Source organism: Sinomicrobium endophyticum, assembly GCF_052983315.1.
The window spans coordinates 39446-58540 of record NZ_JBRKIS010000021.1; the positions used below are offsets into that span (position 1 = coordinate 39446).

Consider the following 19095-nt stretch of genomic DNA (forward strand, 5'->3'; position numbering starts at 1 on the left):
TTGTTTAAATCCGGCTACGGACCTTAGAACTTGTTAATTTTTTATAGCGTCGTAAATAACGCGTAATACCTCGGTTCTTGTTCCCTGGGTGATCAGTTTCCGGTTACTCGCCGTCGGATAGGTCCGGTTAGACAAAAATACGTATACTATTTCGTTTTCCGGGTCTGCCCAGGCATAGGTGCCTGTAAATCCGGAGTGACAGAAACTGTTTTTAGAGACCCTGTCATACATCTCTTTACCCAGGCTTTCCGGTCGTGGTTTGTCAAATCCCAGTCCTCGTTTTACGCCTTTATTGCAATAGTAACAAGTGTTAAATTTATCTAGGGTTCCTTCCTTAAAATACTGTTTTCCGCCGTAATACCCTTTCTGAAGATACATCTGCATGATCTTGGCAATGTCATTGGCATCCGAAAACAAGCCCGCATGCCCGGACACCCCTCCTTTCATCGCTGCAGCCATATCATGGACATGTCCCTGTATAACTTCATAGCGGAAATAATCATCAGCTTCCGAAGGAACTATTTTTTCCTTTTCTACTCCCCGGTCCAAAGGATTAAACATGGTATGATCTGCTCCCAGCGAGGCATAAAAGAATTTTTCTCCGAGGGAATCCAATGAACTTCCGTAAGCTTTTTCGATGAATTTTTGCAATATGAAATAACCGAGGTCACTGTACCGGTATTCTTTTTTAGACAGGAGGTCACTCTCTTTTATATCGTTAAATATAGAATCTTTATAGTCTTCCCGCATGTACAGATGTTCGGTTACCTTTACATTAAAATTACCCTGTAAGCTTTTGCGATAGTATTTTTCCATCGGCTTTTTGCTTTCCTTATCCAGCGTATACCGGTAAAACGGTATCCAGGGCTTTACTCCGGCATAATGAAGCAAAAGATCTTTAACGGTAAGGTTCTGTTTATTCGTCCCCTTAAACTCCGGCAACATACTCCCCAGGGTAGAATCTATCGCTATCTTTTCTTCGTCATCCATTTTCATTATCAGGGGAAGTGTGGCGAGTATCTTGGTCAGGGAAGCCACATCGTAAATATCATCGCTTCTGACCGGGGTTGTTCCGGTATAGGTATGCCTGCCAAAACTTTTATTGTAAACAACTTTTCCTTTTCTGGCCACCAGTATTTGCGCTCCCGGCATAGCCAGTGTTTTTATGGCATCTTTTGTTATGGAATCTATTTTTTTCAGGATATCCGAATCCATTCCCACACTCTCGGGAATGCCGTATTGCAGCCTTCCCAACGGGGCGGTTTCTGTACCCGTATTTACCAGAAGTTCCTTATTTGCCGTAACGGGAAGTACCCCACGGGCACCGATAGCCCCGAAAATAACTTCGGCTGCCTTTCGTTGTGCTACCGGGCTGTTCTGATATGCCACAACAATACTCTCTATGTTTTCCAGGGTACTTAATTTGAGGAGGTTGTAGGGTTTTACAAAAGTGGTGAGTATCACTTTCTTTTCCCTGGCAATTTCATAAAGCCAGGTCAGCTCTTTCACCGTAAAATCATGGGGTTTCCACGGGGAGGCATTAGACCTGTGATGCCCGATAATCACGGTATTATAAGGCTTAAGGCCCCGGAGAAGTTCATCGAGTTTACCACCGGTAATATAATCTACGTGGCTGTAACGGTTCAAAGCTTTTAAAAAGTCTCCTCCCCTGTCATCTCCGAAATGAACATAGGCTATTCTACTGTTTTCCAAGGAAGTAAGTGGCAGTAAACTATCCTGGTTTTTTGCCACGGTAATGGCATTGGCATATATTTCTTCTTCCAGGATACTATCCCTGCGTGTATTGAGGTCCCGGTACAGGTTTTCTGTTTGTACAGGAGCATATCGCTGCAGTCCTGCTTTAAACTTTGCCTTGAGTATCTTTTTTACGGAATAGGACAGTCTCTCTTCGGTAATTTCTCCTTTTTCATAAGCTTGTGTAAGTTTCTGAGTCGCTTTCGGAACATCGAGAGACATGACCAGCATATCATTACCCGCCATAAAAGCTGCCAGATCTATATCCCCGGGAGCAGTAAAATCGGAAGCCCCCTTCATGTTAAGAGCATCGGTAAATATAAGCCCTTTGAACCCGAGTTCTTCTTTAAGCAAACCGGTAATGATATTTTTGGATATGGAAGACGGGTATCCGGACCTGGTTTCAAGTGCCGGCACATCCAGGTGGGCCACCATAACACTTTCGAGATTTTCCGAAATAAGACGATTGTAGGGAAACAATTCCACATTGCTGATCCGGCTTTTACTAAAAGATATTATGGGAAGCGTTTTGTGCGAATCGGTCTGTGTGTCTCCATGCCCCGGAAAGTGTTTTCCACAGGCCAGTATACCGGCATTTCGCATTCCCCGGGCAAAAGCCGCTCCTTTCTCTGCTACATTGTATTTGTCTTCTCCGAAAGACCGGTTCCCTATGATCGGATTTTCCGGATTGGTATTAATATCTATATCCGGGGCAAAATTGATATGGACTCCCAGTCTTCGTGCATGCCTTCCTATCTGGTACCCTGCCTGTTCTATCAGTTTCTCATTTTTAACCGCTCCCAGGGTCATGTTCCAGGGATAAGCAAATGTGGAATCCAGACGCATGGCCAGGCCCCATTCGGCATCCATTCCCACCATTAGGGGTACTTTGGACATCGCCTGGAATTTATTAGTTAGCAAAGCCTGCTCATGGGGGTTCCCTTTAAAGAAAATAATACCGCCCACATGGTACTCCCGGATCAGTTTTTCTACCCGTTCTACTTGTTTTTCTCCTTTTTCCGGAAAGATATCTACCATAAATAATTGCCCCAATTTCTCTTTCAGGCTCATCTTTTTATAGATACTATCCACCCATTTTTGCTGTAAATATTCATTTCCTACCGACAGCGGATCGGTTTCCTGTGCAAAACACCACAACGGGATCACTAACAGCAATACCAAAATTTTCTTCATAAATCACCTTGTTTTCTGGAAAACACAGGCAATATACGGCTATCTGAGTAAATTAAAAAGACAAAATTGCTGACAGTATTATCAACAATACGGGATTTGTGTGCTCAAGCACTTTTTAGAGGATAAAGTGTGAAAATTATGGGATTTTTCCCGGTAGTTCCAAGTTTTTCTATGCAATAATCTTCAGATAGCCGGTTAGAGCATCTCCGAATGGTTGTTCGGATCTCCTTAACACAATCTGACAAAAAAAGAGAGTCAACTATCCCGGGGCATCCCGATACCCATCGGGACACTTAGTGCGTAAAAAGTCCCGAACTTCTATCTGAATCCAAACCACCAAGGGACACAACGTTTGCATACCTTACCGTAAAGATCTTCTTAAAGATACCTTCAGACAGTAACAGACATTTACTTTATAAAACGGGAATGCCAGCTTTCTTCGGCAGGAACTTCCCAGTGTTCTTCGTATTCCTGTTTGTTAGCCACGAGATTGTTAAAAACTATGGTTTTCCCGGAAACCGCCCGGTCCTTAGCCATTTTCTTAAACTCCATAAGAGGCTTATAGGCTACAAAATCGCCTTGTTTGTACGATACGTTCATCTTATCCAGCAGGTCTACATTATAGTCTTTTTCCAGTTGCTGTATAAAATGTACGGATGCATCTATGGAGCAACCGGATGCTGTGTGTACATCCTGGTTTAGCCCTATAACAATAAAACGATTGTATTTGATTTCAAACCCTGCCTGTAATGCGGCTCCGTGAGCTGTCCATTCTTTCAGAAACACTTCTGTCCTGGCCTTAATCCCGGTCAGCTCTTCCTCTGTAAAGCTTCTGTTGGCCTGGTATATCCATATCCTCGATGTTTCGGGAAGTTCGTTAAAAGGAATATACATGATGGATTTACGATTTTAGATTTTAGATTTACGATTTGGGATCACGGATTTTTCTTCTTGTCAAATCTCTTGAAGCATGATGAACGGTTAAGATATCAACCCTGTTTTCATCTACTATTTTATAAATGATCCTGTAGTTTCCCTCTACTAATTCGCGAATATTAAATTTGTTGATTTCCGAAACAACTTTTCCGGAATGTAATTGTTTTTTGAGTATTGATGTTCGCTGCCTTATCCTTACAACCTGTAACCGGGCATATCGTACGGAATCTTTGGCTATATATTCGGCAATATCCTTAAGATCATCTTTTGCCTGAAATGTCCAGTTTATCCGAACCATTTCTCCACTTCATTATCGAGATCAGTCTCCGATAATGTTTCATCGTTTTCCGATTGCCTGCTCCCCCGTTCGATTTTCTCTACCAGGATAAGCCTTTCTATTAACTCATCTATAGAAAATTCCTCGGGAAGACTATCTATTTGTTCTCGTAATTTAGTCTTTGTCAACATCTCCTTACAACTTTTCTTAATTAATATAAAGGTACAAATAATATAGAAAAAACTGTGAATTTATGATTTTTGATTTACGACTTAAGATTACACGAGTTAAGACAATAGACAAAAATACTATGTCCCGGGTCTTATAAATCATCCGCATTAGCAATCAGCTCCGCAACATCCATAACGGCTATTTCCGACTCTTTTTCCTTACTTTTCACCCCGTCCGTCATCATGGTATTGCAAAAGGGACAACCGGCTGCTATGATATCCGGCCGGGTTTCCAGGGCCTGTTCGGTCCTTTCGACATTGACGTCCTTATCTCCTTTTTCGGGTTCTTTGAACATCTGCGCCCCTCCGGCACCACAACAAAGTCCGGCTTTTTTACACTTGCGCATTTCCACCAGTTCCACATCCAGTTTTCGTATGAGATCGCGCGGGGCTTCATAGACACCATTGGCACGTCCCAGGTAGCACGGGTCGTGATAGGTTATCCGTTTACCCTTAAATTTCCCTCCCTCTACGGAAAGCCTGCCTTCTTCCAGCAGGGATTTCAGGAACTGGGTATGGTGCATGACCTTATAATTTCCGCCAAGCGAAGGATATTCGTTCTTGAGGGTGTTGAAGCAATGCGGGCATGCGGTTACTATCTTTTTAATTTCATAGGCATTAAGCACCTCAATATTGGTCACCGCCTGCATCTGGAAAAGAAACTCGTTCCCCGTTCTTTTCGCCGGGTCTCCCGTACAGCTCTCTTCTGTTCCGAGTACGGCAAATTCCACGTTGGCTTTATTAAGCAGCTTTACCAGCGCCTTGGTGATCTTCTTGGCCCGGTCATCAAAACTTCCGGCACAGCCAACCCAGAACAATACTTCGGGCTGTTTCCCTTCCGCCATCATTTCGGCCATTGTAGGTACTTTCATAAAATTTACGATTTTGGATTTACGACTTATGATTTACAGATACCTTCTAAAATCTAAAATCGTAAATACTTATTAGTCGTGCTTTCCGTCATCGAATACTTCGATGGTAACTTCTTTTTCGATAAGGTCTGTAAACTTACCGTTGTATCTTGTGGCTCTTACCAGGTGATTATCTATCCAATGGTAATTCCCTCCCCGGGGTTTTCCCATAAGTAACCCGTGGTATTTGAATCCGTGTTTATCCAGCCATTCCTCGGTTACTTCCCTGTGATCTTCCGTACGGGAGGTAAAAAAGGTTATCACGTGCCCTTCTTCATGCCATTTGTTAAGCGTTACCAGGGCATCCGGGAACGGCTCACAAGTTGCCATTCTTTCCGGCTCTTCATTAGGCACGTCTTCGGTAACGGTACCATCAATGTCGATCAGGTAGTTCTTTATTCCTTCGGGCAATACCGGACTTACATGTTCACCGGCTTCTACTTTGTCGTGCAACAGCCTTTCTACGTCTTCCTTTTTCATAGTTTGTGCGTCCTCTCACGGACCTCATTTGGATTGGTTATACTTTGATTTACTTATTTATTCATTCTTCCAGTTAAGCCTGTCCATCTGGTTATAAGGCCATGGTGCACCGTTGTTCTCTATATTCGTCATCATATTGTTCAGTTCGGCCGGTGCCGCCGACTGTTCCATGACGAGATAACGTCGCATATCCAGGATAATGGACAGAGGATCGATACTTACCGGGCAAGCTTCCACACATGCATTACAGGAAGTACAGGCCCAAAGTTCCTCCCGGGTTATATAATCGTCAAGTAATGACTTATTATCTTCCGCAAAAGTACCATTATTATCTATATTTTTCCCTACTTCTTCCAGACGATCGCGGGTATCCATCATAATTTTTCGGGGGGAGAGCTTTTTCCCCGTTTGATTGGCCGGACACTCGCTGGTACACCTGCCACATTCGGTACAGGTATAAGCGCCTAGTAACTGTACCCAATTGAGATCGGCAACGTCCGATGCTCCGAACTTTTCGGGGGGAGCACTTTCCTCTCCCTCGGCCGGTGCGGCAAACGGATCGGCATTGGGGTCCATCATCAATTTCACCTCTTTGGTCACTGCTTCCAGGTTATCCATCTGCCCTTTCGGGTTCAGATTTGCAAAATAGGTATTCGGAAATGCGAGCAAAATATGGAGGTGCTTGGAGTAATACAAATAGTTGAGAAAAATCAGTATTCCTGTGATATGCAACCACCACGCACTTCGCTCTATAACATGTAGTGTAGATGCGGACAGACCGTCAAACCACGGTGCTATAAGTCCGCTTACCACATTGCCGGCCTGCATTTGCTGGAAAGTAACATCGGTAGCATTCATCACCAGGAAAAGCACCATCAACACCATCTCGAAATACAGGATGAAATTCCCGTCATTCTTAGGCCACCCTTTCATTTCCGGTTTCCGGAAACGCTGCAGGCGGATAATATTCCTTCGTATCCAGAACACAATAACGGATACCAGCACCAACAAGGCAAGGACTTCGAAGGCTCCTATGAGAAAAGCATAAAAACCGCCGAGGAATGAGAAGATTCTGTGGGTACCGAAGAGACCGTCAATGATAATCTCCAGTACTTCTATATTAATTATGATAAACCCGAGATAAACAATGATATGCAGAATCCCCGCCACGGGCCGGACCACCATTTTTTGCTGCCCCAGGGCAATTCGGGCCATATTTGTAAAACGTTCCGACTTCTTATCGGACCTGTCCGTAGCCTTTCCCACTCGTATATTGCGGATCAGCTTCCGTACATTCCTCACGAAAAAAAAGATCCCGGCAAAGAGAATAACAGCAAAAATTATATTAGGTACAACAGCCATAGTACGATTTTGGATTATAACTCGGGTTAACTCTTACATCCTTTCCTTATTGGTTCTCCGTTTCCTTTTCTGTTTCCTCCTCCTGATTTTCATAAGGTTTCGGTCTTTTGCCGAAAAGCGAAAAATGAACATATCGTTTGGGATTGAGTTTCATATCTTCCAGGAGTTGTTCCAATTGCAGGGAAGCCCCGGTAAGGTTATCGTAAAGTTCTTCGTCTTTCAGCAGTTTTCCTACGGAGCCTTCGCCACGTTCTATTTTTGCAATTACCTGGTTAAAACCATTGATCGTTTGCTGCAACTCTTCCATCGTCTTCCCCAGATTGGCTTCTGCAAGCGTACCGGAAACGTCTTTCAGGTTACCGGTAAGCCCTTCTATATTATCCATAGAGTTGTTCAGTTTTTCTTTATTATCCCGTAAAAGCCCGTTCAGGGCAACGGAACTGCTCTTAAAATTATCCGTAATGTCCTTTAAATTGGCCATACTGGCTTTAAGATCTGCCCTGGTATCTTCATCTAATATGGTATTGACACCGGATAGAACGGAATCCGCATGCTCCAGCATACTTCCAAGTTGGGCCTGTAAGGGGGTAAGTTTTTGTGTAACCAGTTCCGTAAGACCCGGTTTTATAGAAGAAGGCAGGGTGTCCCCGGAAACCGACACCGGGCTACCATCGAATACCGGCACAATCTGAATGCCTTTTCCGCCTATGATACCCGTATCGAAAAGCACGGCTTTACTGTTTCGGGAAAATTCAAAATCGTTCTCTACGGAAAACGTCACCAGTAATTTACCCCTTTCATCCATGAAACGGATATCCATGATCTTTCCTACGGGAAAACCGTTAATACTCACCGAAGTCCCGGTTGCTAACCCACCTACATGGTCATACACAGCATAATAGGTCCGGTATGATTTAAATATTGGATTGGATTTCAAAAAGCTAAATCCCAGTATAAACAGTAATATACCGCCTAATACTATTATAGCTGTCTTAAATTCTCTTGATATCTTCAAATGTTCTCACTTTTGCGTTGTGAACAAATTTAGAAATAATTTTCTTAAGACGCTTTTTAGATTACGGATATTAAAGACATGATTTTCCGGAAGTGACAATCCATCAAATTTCCCGCTCCATATTTCCATCCTATTACAAACAGCTGATTTGTCCGGAGACACTTGTTCAACAACAGGTTATACACTAAAAAGCAGCTACAGCATAAAAGGATTAGTTCCCTTTTAAAGCCTCATCTACCGAGATACGCTCTCCGTCGCGGTATGCAACTATATAAGCTTCTTTATACCCTTTGTCCCTGGCCTGTCGTTGCAGGTCTTTGGCTTCCTGGTAACTCGATGTATTTCCGTACAGATAACGGTAAACACTACCGACACTCTCCATGGATATAGGGTCCAGCCCCCTGAAATTGTAACGCTTCGGTTCTATTTTATTGGTTCCGGCAGCAACCTGTACTTTAAACACTACACCTGTGGTGGCATTATTTTCCGGGGTCGGGTTCACGGGCAGCTCATCAATGGCTATATTATTGGTAAGTTCTTTTTTATAGCGGATAATGGCCTCAGCTATATTATCTGCCATTTCCGCCTTGCCCTTTTTGGATGCCAGATAACCCTTTTCGTTCTTGTTGCTCAAAAAACCGGTTTCAATCAGCACACTCGGCATAAAGGTCTGGTGCAACACGATAAACCCGGCTTGTTTTACACCGCGGTTCTTCCGTTTGAGCTTTACGGTAAAGTTATCCTGCAAAAACTTGGCAAGCTGAATACTTTGCCCCAAAAATTCCTCCTGCATGATGGTAAGACCTATAACAGATTCGGGGGAATTAATGTTGTATTGCGCATAATTGGATTCGTGATCTTCTTCCAGATAAATCACCTCGTTCTCCGCTTTGGCCACTTCGAAGTTCTGCTTGTTCGCGTGCAGTCCAAGCACAAAAGTTTCGGTGCCGTATGCATTGGAGTGATGCGAATTACAATGAATAGATACGAAGAGATCCGCATTGGCCTCATTAGCTATTTTACCGCGGACATACAGGTTCACAAATTTATCTGTTTTCCGTGTATACACCACTTTTATATCCTGATGCTTTTCCAGCTCCCTTCCGACAGCAAGGACAATATCCAAAGCAACATCCTTTTCCTTGGCCCCATTACCTATATTCCCCGGATCATGCCCTCCATGCCCCGCGTCCAGAACCACGATAAATACTTTTTTTGTCTTTTCTTTTTCATCTCCCCTGTCAAAAGAACTCCACCAAAACAACCCGGTAAGTAAAACCGTCAATAACCAAAACTTTTTTATCATGTACTTTTGTTTTACAGCCAACGTTACTGTATTTACCTTAACCTCATTATTAATTAAAACGCCCCGAATCTGAAATATTGTCAAAAAGGATGACATTATTAGACGTTATCAATGGTAGTCCGCCTATTTTTATACCCTGAAAAGGGAGACAAATCTCCGGATGTATTCCTCCAGGGAGATATTATGAAGCTGCCAAAAAAAACATAAAATCAAAACCTGTTACGAGGAATTCGCATATTTTTTTTACATCTTTGCCTGTGTGAAACCCAGGACAGGAATAAAGTCCTCTGTATCACAAACGGAGTACCAAGCTATATTTTTACAAAAATAGGATTTAAAGCGTTGCGAGCAAACAACCCTTACATACTTTTAATGCTTATTTTGCTGTTCGGGCGGTCGTTTCTCATAGCGCAGGAAACCCCGGCAAAGCAGCCTTTAAACATTGAAGCCGAACAAGACTCTACACAGATTCCTGTAAATGAGTTACTACCGCACATACAGGTACGTGATTCCATTATTGCCGACAATATTTTAACAGAAAGTATACAGTCCACGGACAGTATACAGCGAGACAGCATACAAAAAGATAGCGTACCTCCTAAAAAAGGATTCCTGGACGACCAGATCAAGTACAAGGCTAAAGATTACCAGAAGACCATACGAAGCGAAAATAAAATATACCTGTACAACGAAGCGGAAGTCTATTACCAGGATACCGAACTGAAAGCGGGGATCATCGTTATCAATTATGAAAAAAAGGAGGTATATGCGGGACGGATCAAAGATTCTACCGGCACTCTGACCCAGGCTCCTTACTTCAAGCAGGGAAGCAATATTGTAGAACCGGATTCCATTCGGTATAATTTCGACACCCAAAAAGCACTGATCTGGAATTCCAGGTCCGAACAGACCGTGGGAGGTGAAATGAATGTTTTCGCGGAGATGACCAAAAAAGAAAATGATTCGGTGTACTTTTTGCACGAAGGAAAGCTTACCACTTCCAAAAATCTGGACGACCCGGAATATTACATCCGGGTACGTAAAGCAAAGTTCGTCCCGAAGAAAAAAGTTATTGCCGGGTTCAGCAACATGTATATTGCCGATGTCCCCACTCCCATAGCCGTACCTTTCGCCTATTTCCCCATGTCTCAGAAAAGCAGTGAATCGGGACTCATCTTCCCTACTTTCGGGGAGATCAACGACCGGGGATACTTTTTACAGAACGGGGGATATTATTTTGCTATTAATGATTTCCTGGACCTTGCGGTGCTGGGAGATTATTACACCAACGGCAGTTATGGTTTCCGCACCGAAACAAACTATGCCGTAAGGTACCGTTTCCGGGGGAATTTTAATTTCCGGTTTGAAAACCTGGTACAGGGACAAAAAGGGTTCCCGGATTACAGCAGGGGGACGACATACAACTTGCAGTGGTCGCATTCGCAGGATGCCAAATCCAACCCCAGTTCAAGATTCTCGGCAAGTGTAAACCTTGGAAGCAGCCGGTATTACAAAGACTCTTACAACCAGATAAACACAGGGAACTTTATGAACAACACCCTGTCGTCATCCGTGTCCTATTCAAAATCATTTCCGGGATACCCGGCAGTAAACCTGAGTGTAACGGCCACACACTCCCAGAACACCAACACAGAGGTCATTAACATGACCCTGCCTACCTTGCAGGCCAGCGTAGAACGTATTTACCCTTTTGCGCCGAAATCCGGCATTAAAAAAGGATTTTTCCAGAATATCAACTTCCAGTACAACCTGAGAGCGGAAAACCGTTTCCAGACTACGGACTCGCTGTTCTTTAAAAAGGAAATGTTCGAAGATGCAAAAACCGGGTTCCGTCACAGCATCCCGATAAGCACCAACTTTAAAATAATGAAATACCTGAGCGTATCCACAAGTGTGAATTACGACGAGGTGTGGCAGTTGAAAACCATCAGGAGACACGATTATGAAGAGGAACTGGAAGAAGCTCCCATTGACACCATAAACGGTTTTGACCGTTTCGGACAATACAACTTCAGCGCCAGCCTGGGAACAACACTTTACGGTATGTTCACGTTTAAAGAAGGTCGTAAAATACAGGCCATACGGCACGTAATGCGCCCATCTGTCAGCTATGGATACACGCCGGGCTTTGACCAGTACTACGATGAATACATCGCCAACGAAGAAGGAGATGTACGCGAGTACACCCGTTTCGAAGGAGGTGTTTACGGTACGCCGAGCAGGGGAAATTCCAACAATATAGGGATATCTTTAAGCAATACCCTGGAAGCCAAGGTAACGGATAAGGACACAACGGCAACCGAACCTAAAAAAATAATCCTGCTCAACAACCTTAATTTTTCCACCAGTTATAACATCGCTGCCGATTCCCTGCCATGGAGCCCGGTGAGGGTAACCGGGGGAATACCGTTATTTGACAACAAAATGACGGTCAATTTCGGAGCTACTTTAGACCCTTATGCCATAGACAACAGCGGGAGAAGGATAGAAAAATTCAATATAGACAACGGCGGTAGTCTTTTCCGGCTTACCAATGCCAACCTTACAACGAGTTACACCATTTCAAGCAAAACGTTTAAGGGCAGTGGTGTGGACCGTAAAACAGACAACACGTCCAGCGGAGGAAGGGAAGACGACCTTTTTGGTACCAACCAGGATTTTAGCGACAACAGGATGTTCGGTGATGACGAGGAAGATGAAGAAGAAGAGGACACCAAGTATTACGGCGCTACCTTACCATGGGACCTGAGACTGGCCTATTCGATGACATACTCCAATTCGAACCGGCAGAACGAAATAAGCAACAACTCACTTATGTTCTCCGGAAACGTGGAATTATCGCCCAAATGGCGAATGGGTGTTTCTTCCGGATACGACTTTAAGAGCAAAGGATTCTCCTATACCCAGCTCCGTTTTGAAAGAGACCTGGAAAGCTGGCGTATGAACTTTAGCTGGACTCCCTTCGGCACACGTACCGCCTGGTATTTCTTTATCGGGATAAAGAGCTCCATGCTGAGCGATCTCAAGTGGGAAAAGAGACGGGCACCGGACAGGAACCTGTAGCAGGGCTACACCTGATAAAAAAACAAAACGTATAAAAACTTTAAACATATGAAAAAAATAATCCACACGGAGCAGGCACCCGCACCTATAGGGCCATACAACCAGGCGGTCCTGGCAGGAGATACGCTTTACATTTCCGGACAAATAGCCCTGGACCCGGTAACCGGGGAACTAAACCTGAATTCCATAGAGGAAGAAACCACACAGGTAATGCAAAACCTGGAGGCCATACTCCAGGCCGCCGGAATGAGCTTTGAAAATGTTATCAAATCTTCCATTTTTATAAGCGACATGAACAATTTCGGCAAAATAAACGAAGTATACGGCAGGTATTTCAGCGAAGAAAATGCCCCCGCCCGGGAAACTGTGGAAGTAGCCAATTTACCCAAGTTTGTAAACGTGGAGATCTCCATGATTGCGGGTAATTAAACCACTCCGGACTTCAAGTCCAAAGGTTAGAAAGCGCCTATGAAATTGCCATAGTTATCAGGTTACTCGGTTATTTAGTCAATACTCAATAGCTTAATAACTCAATAACCTATTAACTATTGAAAGTTTATAGAAACTAAAGTAGCTGTAATGGCATTACAGAGTAGGGTTTTAACCTTCAACTTGATAATAAAGGAGAAAGTCACAAAACAAGAAAAGAGGTTACGAGTCATCGCAACCTCTTTTACATATAACATTTGTATATTTATTTTACTTATTGAATACGATAGACCTGTGATATTCTACCAGGTTGTCGATAGGGCGGCGTAATATCTTGCCTACTTTCAGATTGTTCTGCGCCATGACTTCATTCAGTTCTTCCTGAAGGTAAAATGCAATACTACCTATAAAATGTACGGGAACGGACTCCGCCTGTTCGTATTGGCGGATGGCATTGTCTATAAACAACTGCATCCCTTTCCGAATGAGTTTCTGACTGTATTCATGCTCCCGGTTTTCAATAACAAACCTTGCAAAGGTTGCCAGATAGGTATTCGGGTTGGGTTGTTTATAGAGGTTATTTTTAATGACGTCCGCTTCCAGGTCATAAGCTTCCGAAAACTTATGCGCCAGGCTTTTGGGCATCCTGTGGTAATAGTAATCCCGGAGCAACTGACGACCGAAATAATTTCCGCTGCAATCATCCATCAGTATATACCCCAGAGATATAACTTTCTGGAAAACTTCGCTGCCGTCGTAATAACTGCAATTGGACCCGGTTCCCAGTATACACACAATAGCGTGCTCTCCCGGTTCTGCCGTGGCGTGTATTGCCGCATAGGTATCTTCCTTGATGAATGTCTTGGCATTTACGAAGAAGTTCTTAAAAATCTTCGTAAGATAAGTCTTCATCCTGTCCGTACCACAGCCGGCACCGTAAAAATAGAGCTGGGTTACCTTATCCTTATTATTACTCAGTTCGAAATTATTGGCAAGACGTTCGTCTATAATTTCCCGGGTAAGCACTTCCGGACTAAGCCCCAGGGTCTTTGTTAAAAATAACTTGTTTCCTTCCTCATCTAAGGCGATCCAATCTGATTTTGTGGCTCCACTATCAACAATTAATATCATATTCTCAATAATTTATTAATAAAGAACAAACAGAGATGGTGTATATATTTCCCTTTTCTCTGTTTGCCTTCTTTGACTACTATCTTATTATAATGAAGATACGTGAAGTGCCAGATCTACCAGTTTGCTAGAATACCCTGCTTCGTTATCGTACCATGCTATAACTTTAAAGAATTTGGAGTTCAGCTCTATTCCTGCATCCGCATCAAAGATACTGGTACGGGTATCTCCTACGAAGTCCTGAGACACTACCAGTTCTTCCGTATACCCGAGGATTCCTTTTAATTCACCTTCGGAAGCAGCTTTTACCGCTTTTTTGATCTCTGCGTAAGAAGTCTCCTTTTTCAGCCTGACGGTAAGGTCTACTACAGACACGTCCGCAGTAGGAACCCTGAATGCCATTCCGGTAAGTTTACCTTCCAGCTCGGGAATAACTTTGGTAACTGCTTTGGCAGCACCGGTAGCAGCGGGAATAACGTTAAGCAGCGCACTTCTTCCCCCGCGGAAATCTTTTCTGGACGGGCCATCTACAGTAAGCTGTGTCGCTGTAGTAGCATGTACTGTGGTCATCAGACCTTCCTCGATACCGAAAGCGTCGTTCAGTACTTTGGAGATAGGCGCAAGACAGTTTGTTGTACAAGAAGCATTGGACACGATATTATCGGTAGACTTGGCTTCTTTATGGTTAACTCCCATTACAAACATAGGAGCATCTTTTGAAGGCGCGGAGATAACTACTTTCTTGGCTCCGGCCTCTATGTGTTGTTGTGCGGTATCGAGAGTAGTGAATATACCTGTACATTCCGCCACTACATCAACTCCGACCGCATCCCATTTCAGGCTTTTAGGATCTCTTTCGGCAGTAATCCTTACGGTTTTTCCGTTTACCACAAGGTTCCCGTCCTTTACTTCTACAGTACCTTGGAATGTACCGTGTACAGAATCATATTTCAGCAGGTATGCCAGGTGATCCACGTCTAACAGGTCATTAATAGCTACTACATCTACATTATCTCTTTTTACGGTTTCCCTGAAAACTAATCGTCCTATTCTTCCGAAACCGTTAATACCAATTTTTAAGTTTGACATGATCTTATTATTTATTGTGATTTATTTTGATTTGCTTTTTTGTTATCCTTCTAAGTTACGAAAAAACAGGGGTTATGTGGTCATAATATCCGATACGCGCAGAAGCTCCCTGTCTATTTCGGACTTTCCTTTTACCGCTTTCTCCAATGGCGTGAGCAGTATTTTGTCCTCACGGAAACCAACCATGTAGTTGGATTTACCTTCCAGCAGGCTTTCCACGGCTTTCACCCCCATTCTACTGGCCAGGACACGGTCAAAACAGGTAGGTCTTCCGCCCCGCTGAATATGCCCGAGTACCGTAACCCTGACATCATAGTCCGGGTGGTTCTGTTCCACGTATTCTTTGAGTTCAAAAACGCTTTTACCTATTTTATCCCCTTCGGCCACTACGACAATGCTGGAAGATTTTCCCGACAACCGGCTTCTCTCCAGGGATTCGAGCAATCTTTCCAGTCCCAGGTTCTCTTCGGGGATAAGAATTTCCTCAGCACCGGCCCCAACACCTGTATTCAGTGCTATATGCCCCGCATCGCGCCCCATAACCTCAACAAAGAACAGCCTGTTGTGAGAAATAGCCGTATCCCGTATTTTATCGATGGCTTCCACCACCGTATTCAATGCCGTATCGTAACCAAGTGTAAAACTCGTACCATAAATATCGTTATCAATAGTACCGGGAATACCCATTACCGGAAAACCGAATTCCTCACTAAAGATCATCGCCCCAGTAAAAGACCCGTCTCCTCCGATCACCACAAAAGCCTCTATGCCGTGTTCTTTGAGTTGCTCATATGCTTTCTTTCTGCCCTCAACCGTTCGGAAATCATTAGATCTTGCCGATTTCAGGATGGTACCGCCCCTGGTGATAATGTTATTCACACTCCGGGCATTCATAGCTTTAAAATCGCCTTCTATCATTCCCTGATACCCCCTGTAGATACCAACACATTCCAGTTTATAATATGCACAGGTACGAACTACAGAACGGATTGCCGCATTCATACCGGGAGAATCCCCTCCGGAAGTTAAAACAGCGACCTTTTTTATAATGTTTGACATGATTTTTGTTTTAAAAGCTACCAAAGATATTTAATAATTTTTTACTTGAAAATCTAATTGCGGATGTTTGAGCATTTCTAACGTTTTCGTTAAAAACTTTTAACTTTAATCCTGTATTATTTAACACGAAAAGCCATTCACCGACCAATAAATGCAATTTCTACAATTTTATTATCACTATCAGAGGCAAATGAAAACCATCTTAACTCCATATCAAAATGCAACATTCCTGTAAAAAACAGAAATACGCTGCTTGTTATAACAAGGCAAACGCATTAAAAAAACTATAATTGCAAGGTTTAAAATTTCAGGTTGCAAGTTACAGGTTGCAGCTGTCAGTTGCCGGTTTTCCAGTCACCGGTATTTATAGTTCACACCTCCAACCTCTAATCTGTAAATTAAACTATAAACCTGTAATCTACCCTTCCCTTCGGCCTTAGTTCCTGCCTCCGGCAGGCGGGCATCCTGAGTTTATCGAAGGCCATGCCCAAACTTGTAACCTGAAACCTGGAACCTTAAATTTTTAAGCTTAAATGGATTTACTCCATAATAATGCGATTGCCCTGTTTGTTATAATTCAAAATCCGCCTGCTGAGAAACAGGCGGATCCGAACGTAATGATTAATAATTGAAAAACACTAAAAATAATATCTCTTAAATGCTTCTATGGCTTCGTATTCGGCAAGCCCCAGGGCATCGTATAATCTTGCGGTGGCCTTGTTCCTCTCTTCTGCCCGGACCCAGAATTCCCTGGAATCGTCTCCCTGGAACATCACCCGGTCTTTTTGCGACTGGTGAAACAGGATAGCATTTCGTTTGCGGATCACCTGGTCCGGACTCATAGGCACGGCCATTTCTATTTCGTCCAGTCCCCATTCGTGCCATGCTCCGCGATACAGCCACACCCAGCAGTTTTCCATGTAAGACTCGGATTTTAATCGCTTTAACGCTTCAAAAATACCGTCCAGACACACTTTATGTGTACCATGCGGATCGGCCAGATCTCCGGCAGCATATATCTGGTGCGGTTTTATTTGCGCTATGATATCTACGATCATCTGTATATCTTCCTCTCCGATCGGATTTTTCTTCACCTCACCGGTCTCATAAAAGGGCAGGTCCAGGAAGTGTATGTTTTTATCTCCCAGGCCAACGTAACGTGTAGCCCCGTAAGATTCCCTTCTTCGTATAAGTCCTTTCAGTTTCCTTACATCCAGGGAGTCTGTCTGGTCTTCCCTTTTGTTGTTCAGAAAATCTATAGTTTCCTTAAATACGGAAGGGGTTGCATCCCCGGTAATATCTTTGGCTACCTCAGCAAATTTGAGTGCTTCTGCATCGGTTACGGCAATATTGCCGGAAGTCTGGTATACTACATGTACATCGTGTCCCTGATCTATAAGACGGCAGAAGGTACCTCCCATAGAGATCACATCGTCATCGGGGTGCGGACTGAATATAATAACCCGCTTTTTGGCAGGTTCCGCCCTTTCCGGACGTTTGGTATCATCCGCATTGGGTTTTCCTCCGGGCCATCCTGTGATGGTATGTTGCAGCACATTGAACATCTGTATGTTCAACTCATAAGCGGAGCCTTCCTGTGCCAGTAAGCCGGACATCCCGTTATCGTTATAATCCCTGTCCGTAAGCTTCAGGATCGGTTTATTGGTTTTTAAACTCAGCCAAACCATAGCCTTGCGTTTCAGTTCATCCGTCCACACACATTGTCCTACCAGCCATGGCGTTTTGAACCTTGTCAACTCCGAAGCAGCTTCATAATCCAGTATAAATGTGGTGTTCTTATGTTGTTGCAGGTACGTGGCGGGAACATTGGCAGTAATCTCTTCTTCTATAGTCTCCTTAATAATCTCCGCCTTTTTATGCCCCCACGCGAGCAATACTATACGCCTTGCTTTGAGAATGGTCCCTATTCCCATGGTAATAGCCCTCTTCGGTACATTTTCAATGCCGTTGAAATCCGACGCGGCATCTCCCCGGGTAAGGTGATCCAGGGTAATGATCCTGGTCCCGGAATTGTAATGCGATCCCGGTTCGTTAAACCCTACATGCCCTGTACGTCCTATGCCCAGTAGTTGAAAATCGAGTCCGCCGTATTCCTTGATCTTCATTTCATAATCGATGCAATACTGGTGGATCTCTTCGAGGGAAACCCTACCGTCCGGAATGTGCACATTTTCCGGTTTTATATCGATATGATCAAACAAATGCTGATGCATAAAGTAATGATAACTCTGGTGATTATCCTTATTCATAGGATAGTACTCATCCAGGTTAAAAGTAATTACATTAGCAAAACTCAGTCCTTCCTCATGGTGCATACGCACGAGTTCTTCATATACTTTTATAGGTGAAGACCCCGTAGCAAGGCCCAGCACGCAGTTTTCTCCCTTTTCCTCTTTGTCCTTAATAAGTTGCGCTATTTCTTCGGCAACAAGAACAGAAGCCTGGTGGGAGTTTTCAAAGACCTCATTGTGGAATCTCTCGTAACGGGTCTCTTCGAATTTCCCCACTTCCTTGTGGCTAATATCATTAGCTTGTACTAAATATCGATGCATAACTAACGGTATGAATGTGATTTATTTTTTCGAAACTAAACTATTCAATATGGTCCATATGCTAAAACTTTTTCGACCAGCGCACTCAACTATGTCACGAATAGCGTTATTTTCCGGACTTAAAGATATTACTTCCGGCCCAAAAAACGACTGCCCCTTACAACTTCCGGACCGTTCCTTCCCCTTACCTGCAAAGGCTTCTGTGAACCCGGGACGGTACGAAATTTTCAGTGCAAAAATTTAGAACTAAATATTACAGAACGA

The 19095-nt window shown here is 43.6% G+C and carries 15 protein-coding genes; 2 read left to right on the forward strand and 13 right to left on the reverse strand.

Annotation, left to right across the window (positions count from 1 at the left end; all coding sequences use genetic code 11):
• Positions 1–33 precede the first annotated feature (33 nt).
• From ACVBDU_RS06860 to ACVBDU_RS06900, 9 genes are all read right to left on the reverse strand, one after another.
• On the reverse strand, positions 34–2949 hold the full coding sequence (locus ACVBDU_RS06860; RefSeq protein WP_447179023.1) for a serine hydrolase domain-containing protein: 2916 nt from the start codon (positions 2947–2949) through the stop codon (positions 34–36).
• Between the two features lie 408 nt (positions 2950–3357).
• Complete coding sequence (locus ACVBDU_RS06865; RefSeq protein WP_447179024.1) at positions 3358–3843, reverse strand: ABC transporter ATPase; 486 nt, start codon at positions 3841–3843, stop codon at positions 3358–3360.
• Between the two features lie 28 nt (positions 3844–3871).
• Positions 3872–4183 (reverse strand): type II toxin-antitoxin system RelE/ParE family toxin, encoded by a 312-nt coding sequence (locus tag ACVBDU_RS06870; RefSeq protein ID WP_447179025.1) that lies wholly within the window; start codon positions 4181–4183, stop codon positions 3872–3874.
• Entirely contained in the window at positions 4171–4353 is a 183-nt protein-coding gene (locus tag ACVBDU_RS06875) for a hypothetical protein (RefSeq protein WP_447179026.1), read from the reverse strand. Before ACVBDU_RS06875 ends, ACVBDU_RS06870 begins: the two co-directional genes overlap by 13 nt.
• A 131-nt stretch (positions 4354–4484) precedes the next feature.
• A complete protein-coding gene (locus ACVBDU_RS06880) occupies positions 4485–5264 on the reverse strand; it encodes a (Fe-S)-binding protein (RefSeq protein ID WP_447179027.1) in 780 nt (259 codons plus the stop codon).
• 72 nt (positions 5265–5336) lie between these two features.
• Positions 5337–5783, reverse strand: a complete 447-nt coding sequence (locus tag ACVBDU_RS06885; protein WP_447179028.1) for an LNS2 domain-containing protein — start codon at positions 5781–5783, stop codon at positions 5337–5339.
• 57 nt (positions 5784–5840) lie between these two features.
• Entirely contained in the window at positions 5841–7145 is a 1305-nt protein-coding gene (locus ACVBDU_RS06890) for a 4Fe-4S dicluster domain-containing protein (RefSeq protein ID WP_447179029.1), read from the reverse strand.
• A gap of 46 nt (positions 7146–7191) precedes the next feature.
• Positions 7192–8160 (reverse strand): MlaD family protein, encoded by a 969-nt coding sequence (locus ACVBDU_RS06895; protein WP_447179030.1) that lies wholly within the window; start codon positions 8158–8160, stop codon positions 7192–7194.
• A gap of 211 nt (positions 8161–8371) precedes the next feature.
• A complete protein-coding gene (locus tag ACVBDU_RS06900; RefSeq protein WP_447179031.1) occupies positions 8372–9466 on the reverse strand; it encodes an N-acetylmuramoyl-L-alanine amidase in 1095 nt (364 codons plus the stop codon).
• Between the two features lie 372 nt (positions 9467–9838).
• Here ACVBDU_RS06900 and ACVBDU_RS06905 point away from each other — a divergent pair, with 372 nt between their 5' ends.
• Both ACVBDU_RS06905 and ACVBDU_RS06910 read left to right on the forward strand, forming a co-directional pair.
• Complete coding sequence (locus ACVBDU_RS06905) at positions 9839–12550, forward strand: putative LPS assembly protein LptD (RefSeq protein WP_447179032.1); 2712 nt, start codon at positions 9839–9841, stop codon at positions 12548–12550.
• Between the two features lie 48 nt (positions 12551–12598).
• Complete coding sequence (locus tag ACVBDU_RS06910) at positions 12599–12979, forward strand: RidA family protein (protein ID WP_447179033.1); 381 nt, start codon at positions 12599–12601, stop codon at positions 12977–12979.
• 270 nt (positions 12980–13249) lie between these two features.
• Here ACVBDU_RS06910 and ACVBDU_RS06915 read toward each other — a convergent pair whose 3' ends face one another.
• The 4 genes from ACVBDU_RS06915 to nagB form a co-directional block, all read right to left on the reverse strand.
• The gene (locus ACVBDU_RS06915; protein ID WP_447179034.1) at positions 13250–14110 is read right to left on the reverse strand and encodes an N-acetylglucosamine kinase; all 861 of its coding nucleotides are present in this window, start codon (positions 14108–14110) and stop codon (positions 13250–13252) included.
• An 87-nt stretch (positions 14111–14197) separates the two neighbouring features.
• The gene (gene gap, locus ACVBDU_RS06920) at positions 14198–15199 is read right to left on the reverse strand and encodes a type I glyceraldehyde-3-phosphate dehydrogenase (protein WP_447179035.1); all 1002 of its coding nucleotides are present in this window, start codon (positions 15197–15199) and stop codon (positions 14198–14200) included.
• A 72-nt stretch (positions 15200–15271) separates the two neighbouring features.
• Complete coding sequence (gene pfkA, locus ACVBDU_RS06925; RefSeq protein ID WP_447179036.1) at positions 15272–16258, reverse strand: 6-phosphofructokinase; 987 nt, start codon at positions 16256–16258, stop codon at positions 15272–15274.
• A gap of 638 nt (positions 16259–16896) precedes the next feature.
• On the reverse strand, positions 16897–18831 hold the full coding sequence (gene nagB, locus ACVBDU_RS06930) for a glucosamine-6-phosphate deaminase (protein WP_447179037.1): 1935 nt from the start codon (positions 18829–18831) through the stop codon (positions 16897–16899).
• Positions 18832–19095 lie beyond the last annotated feature (264 nt).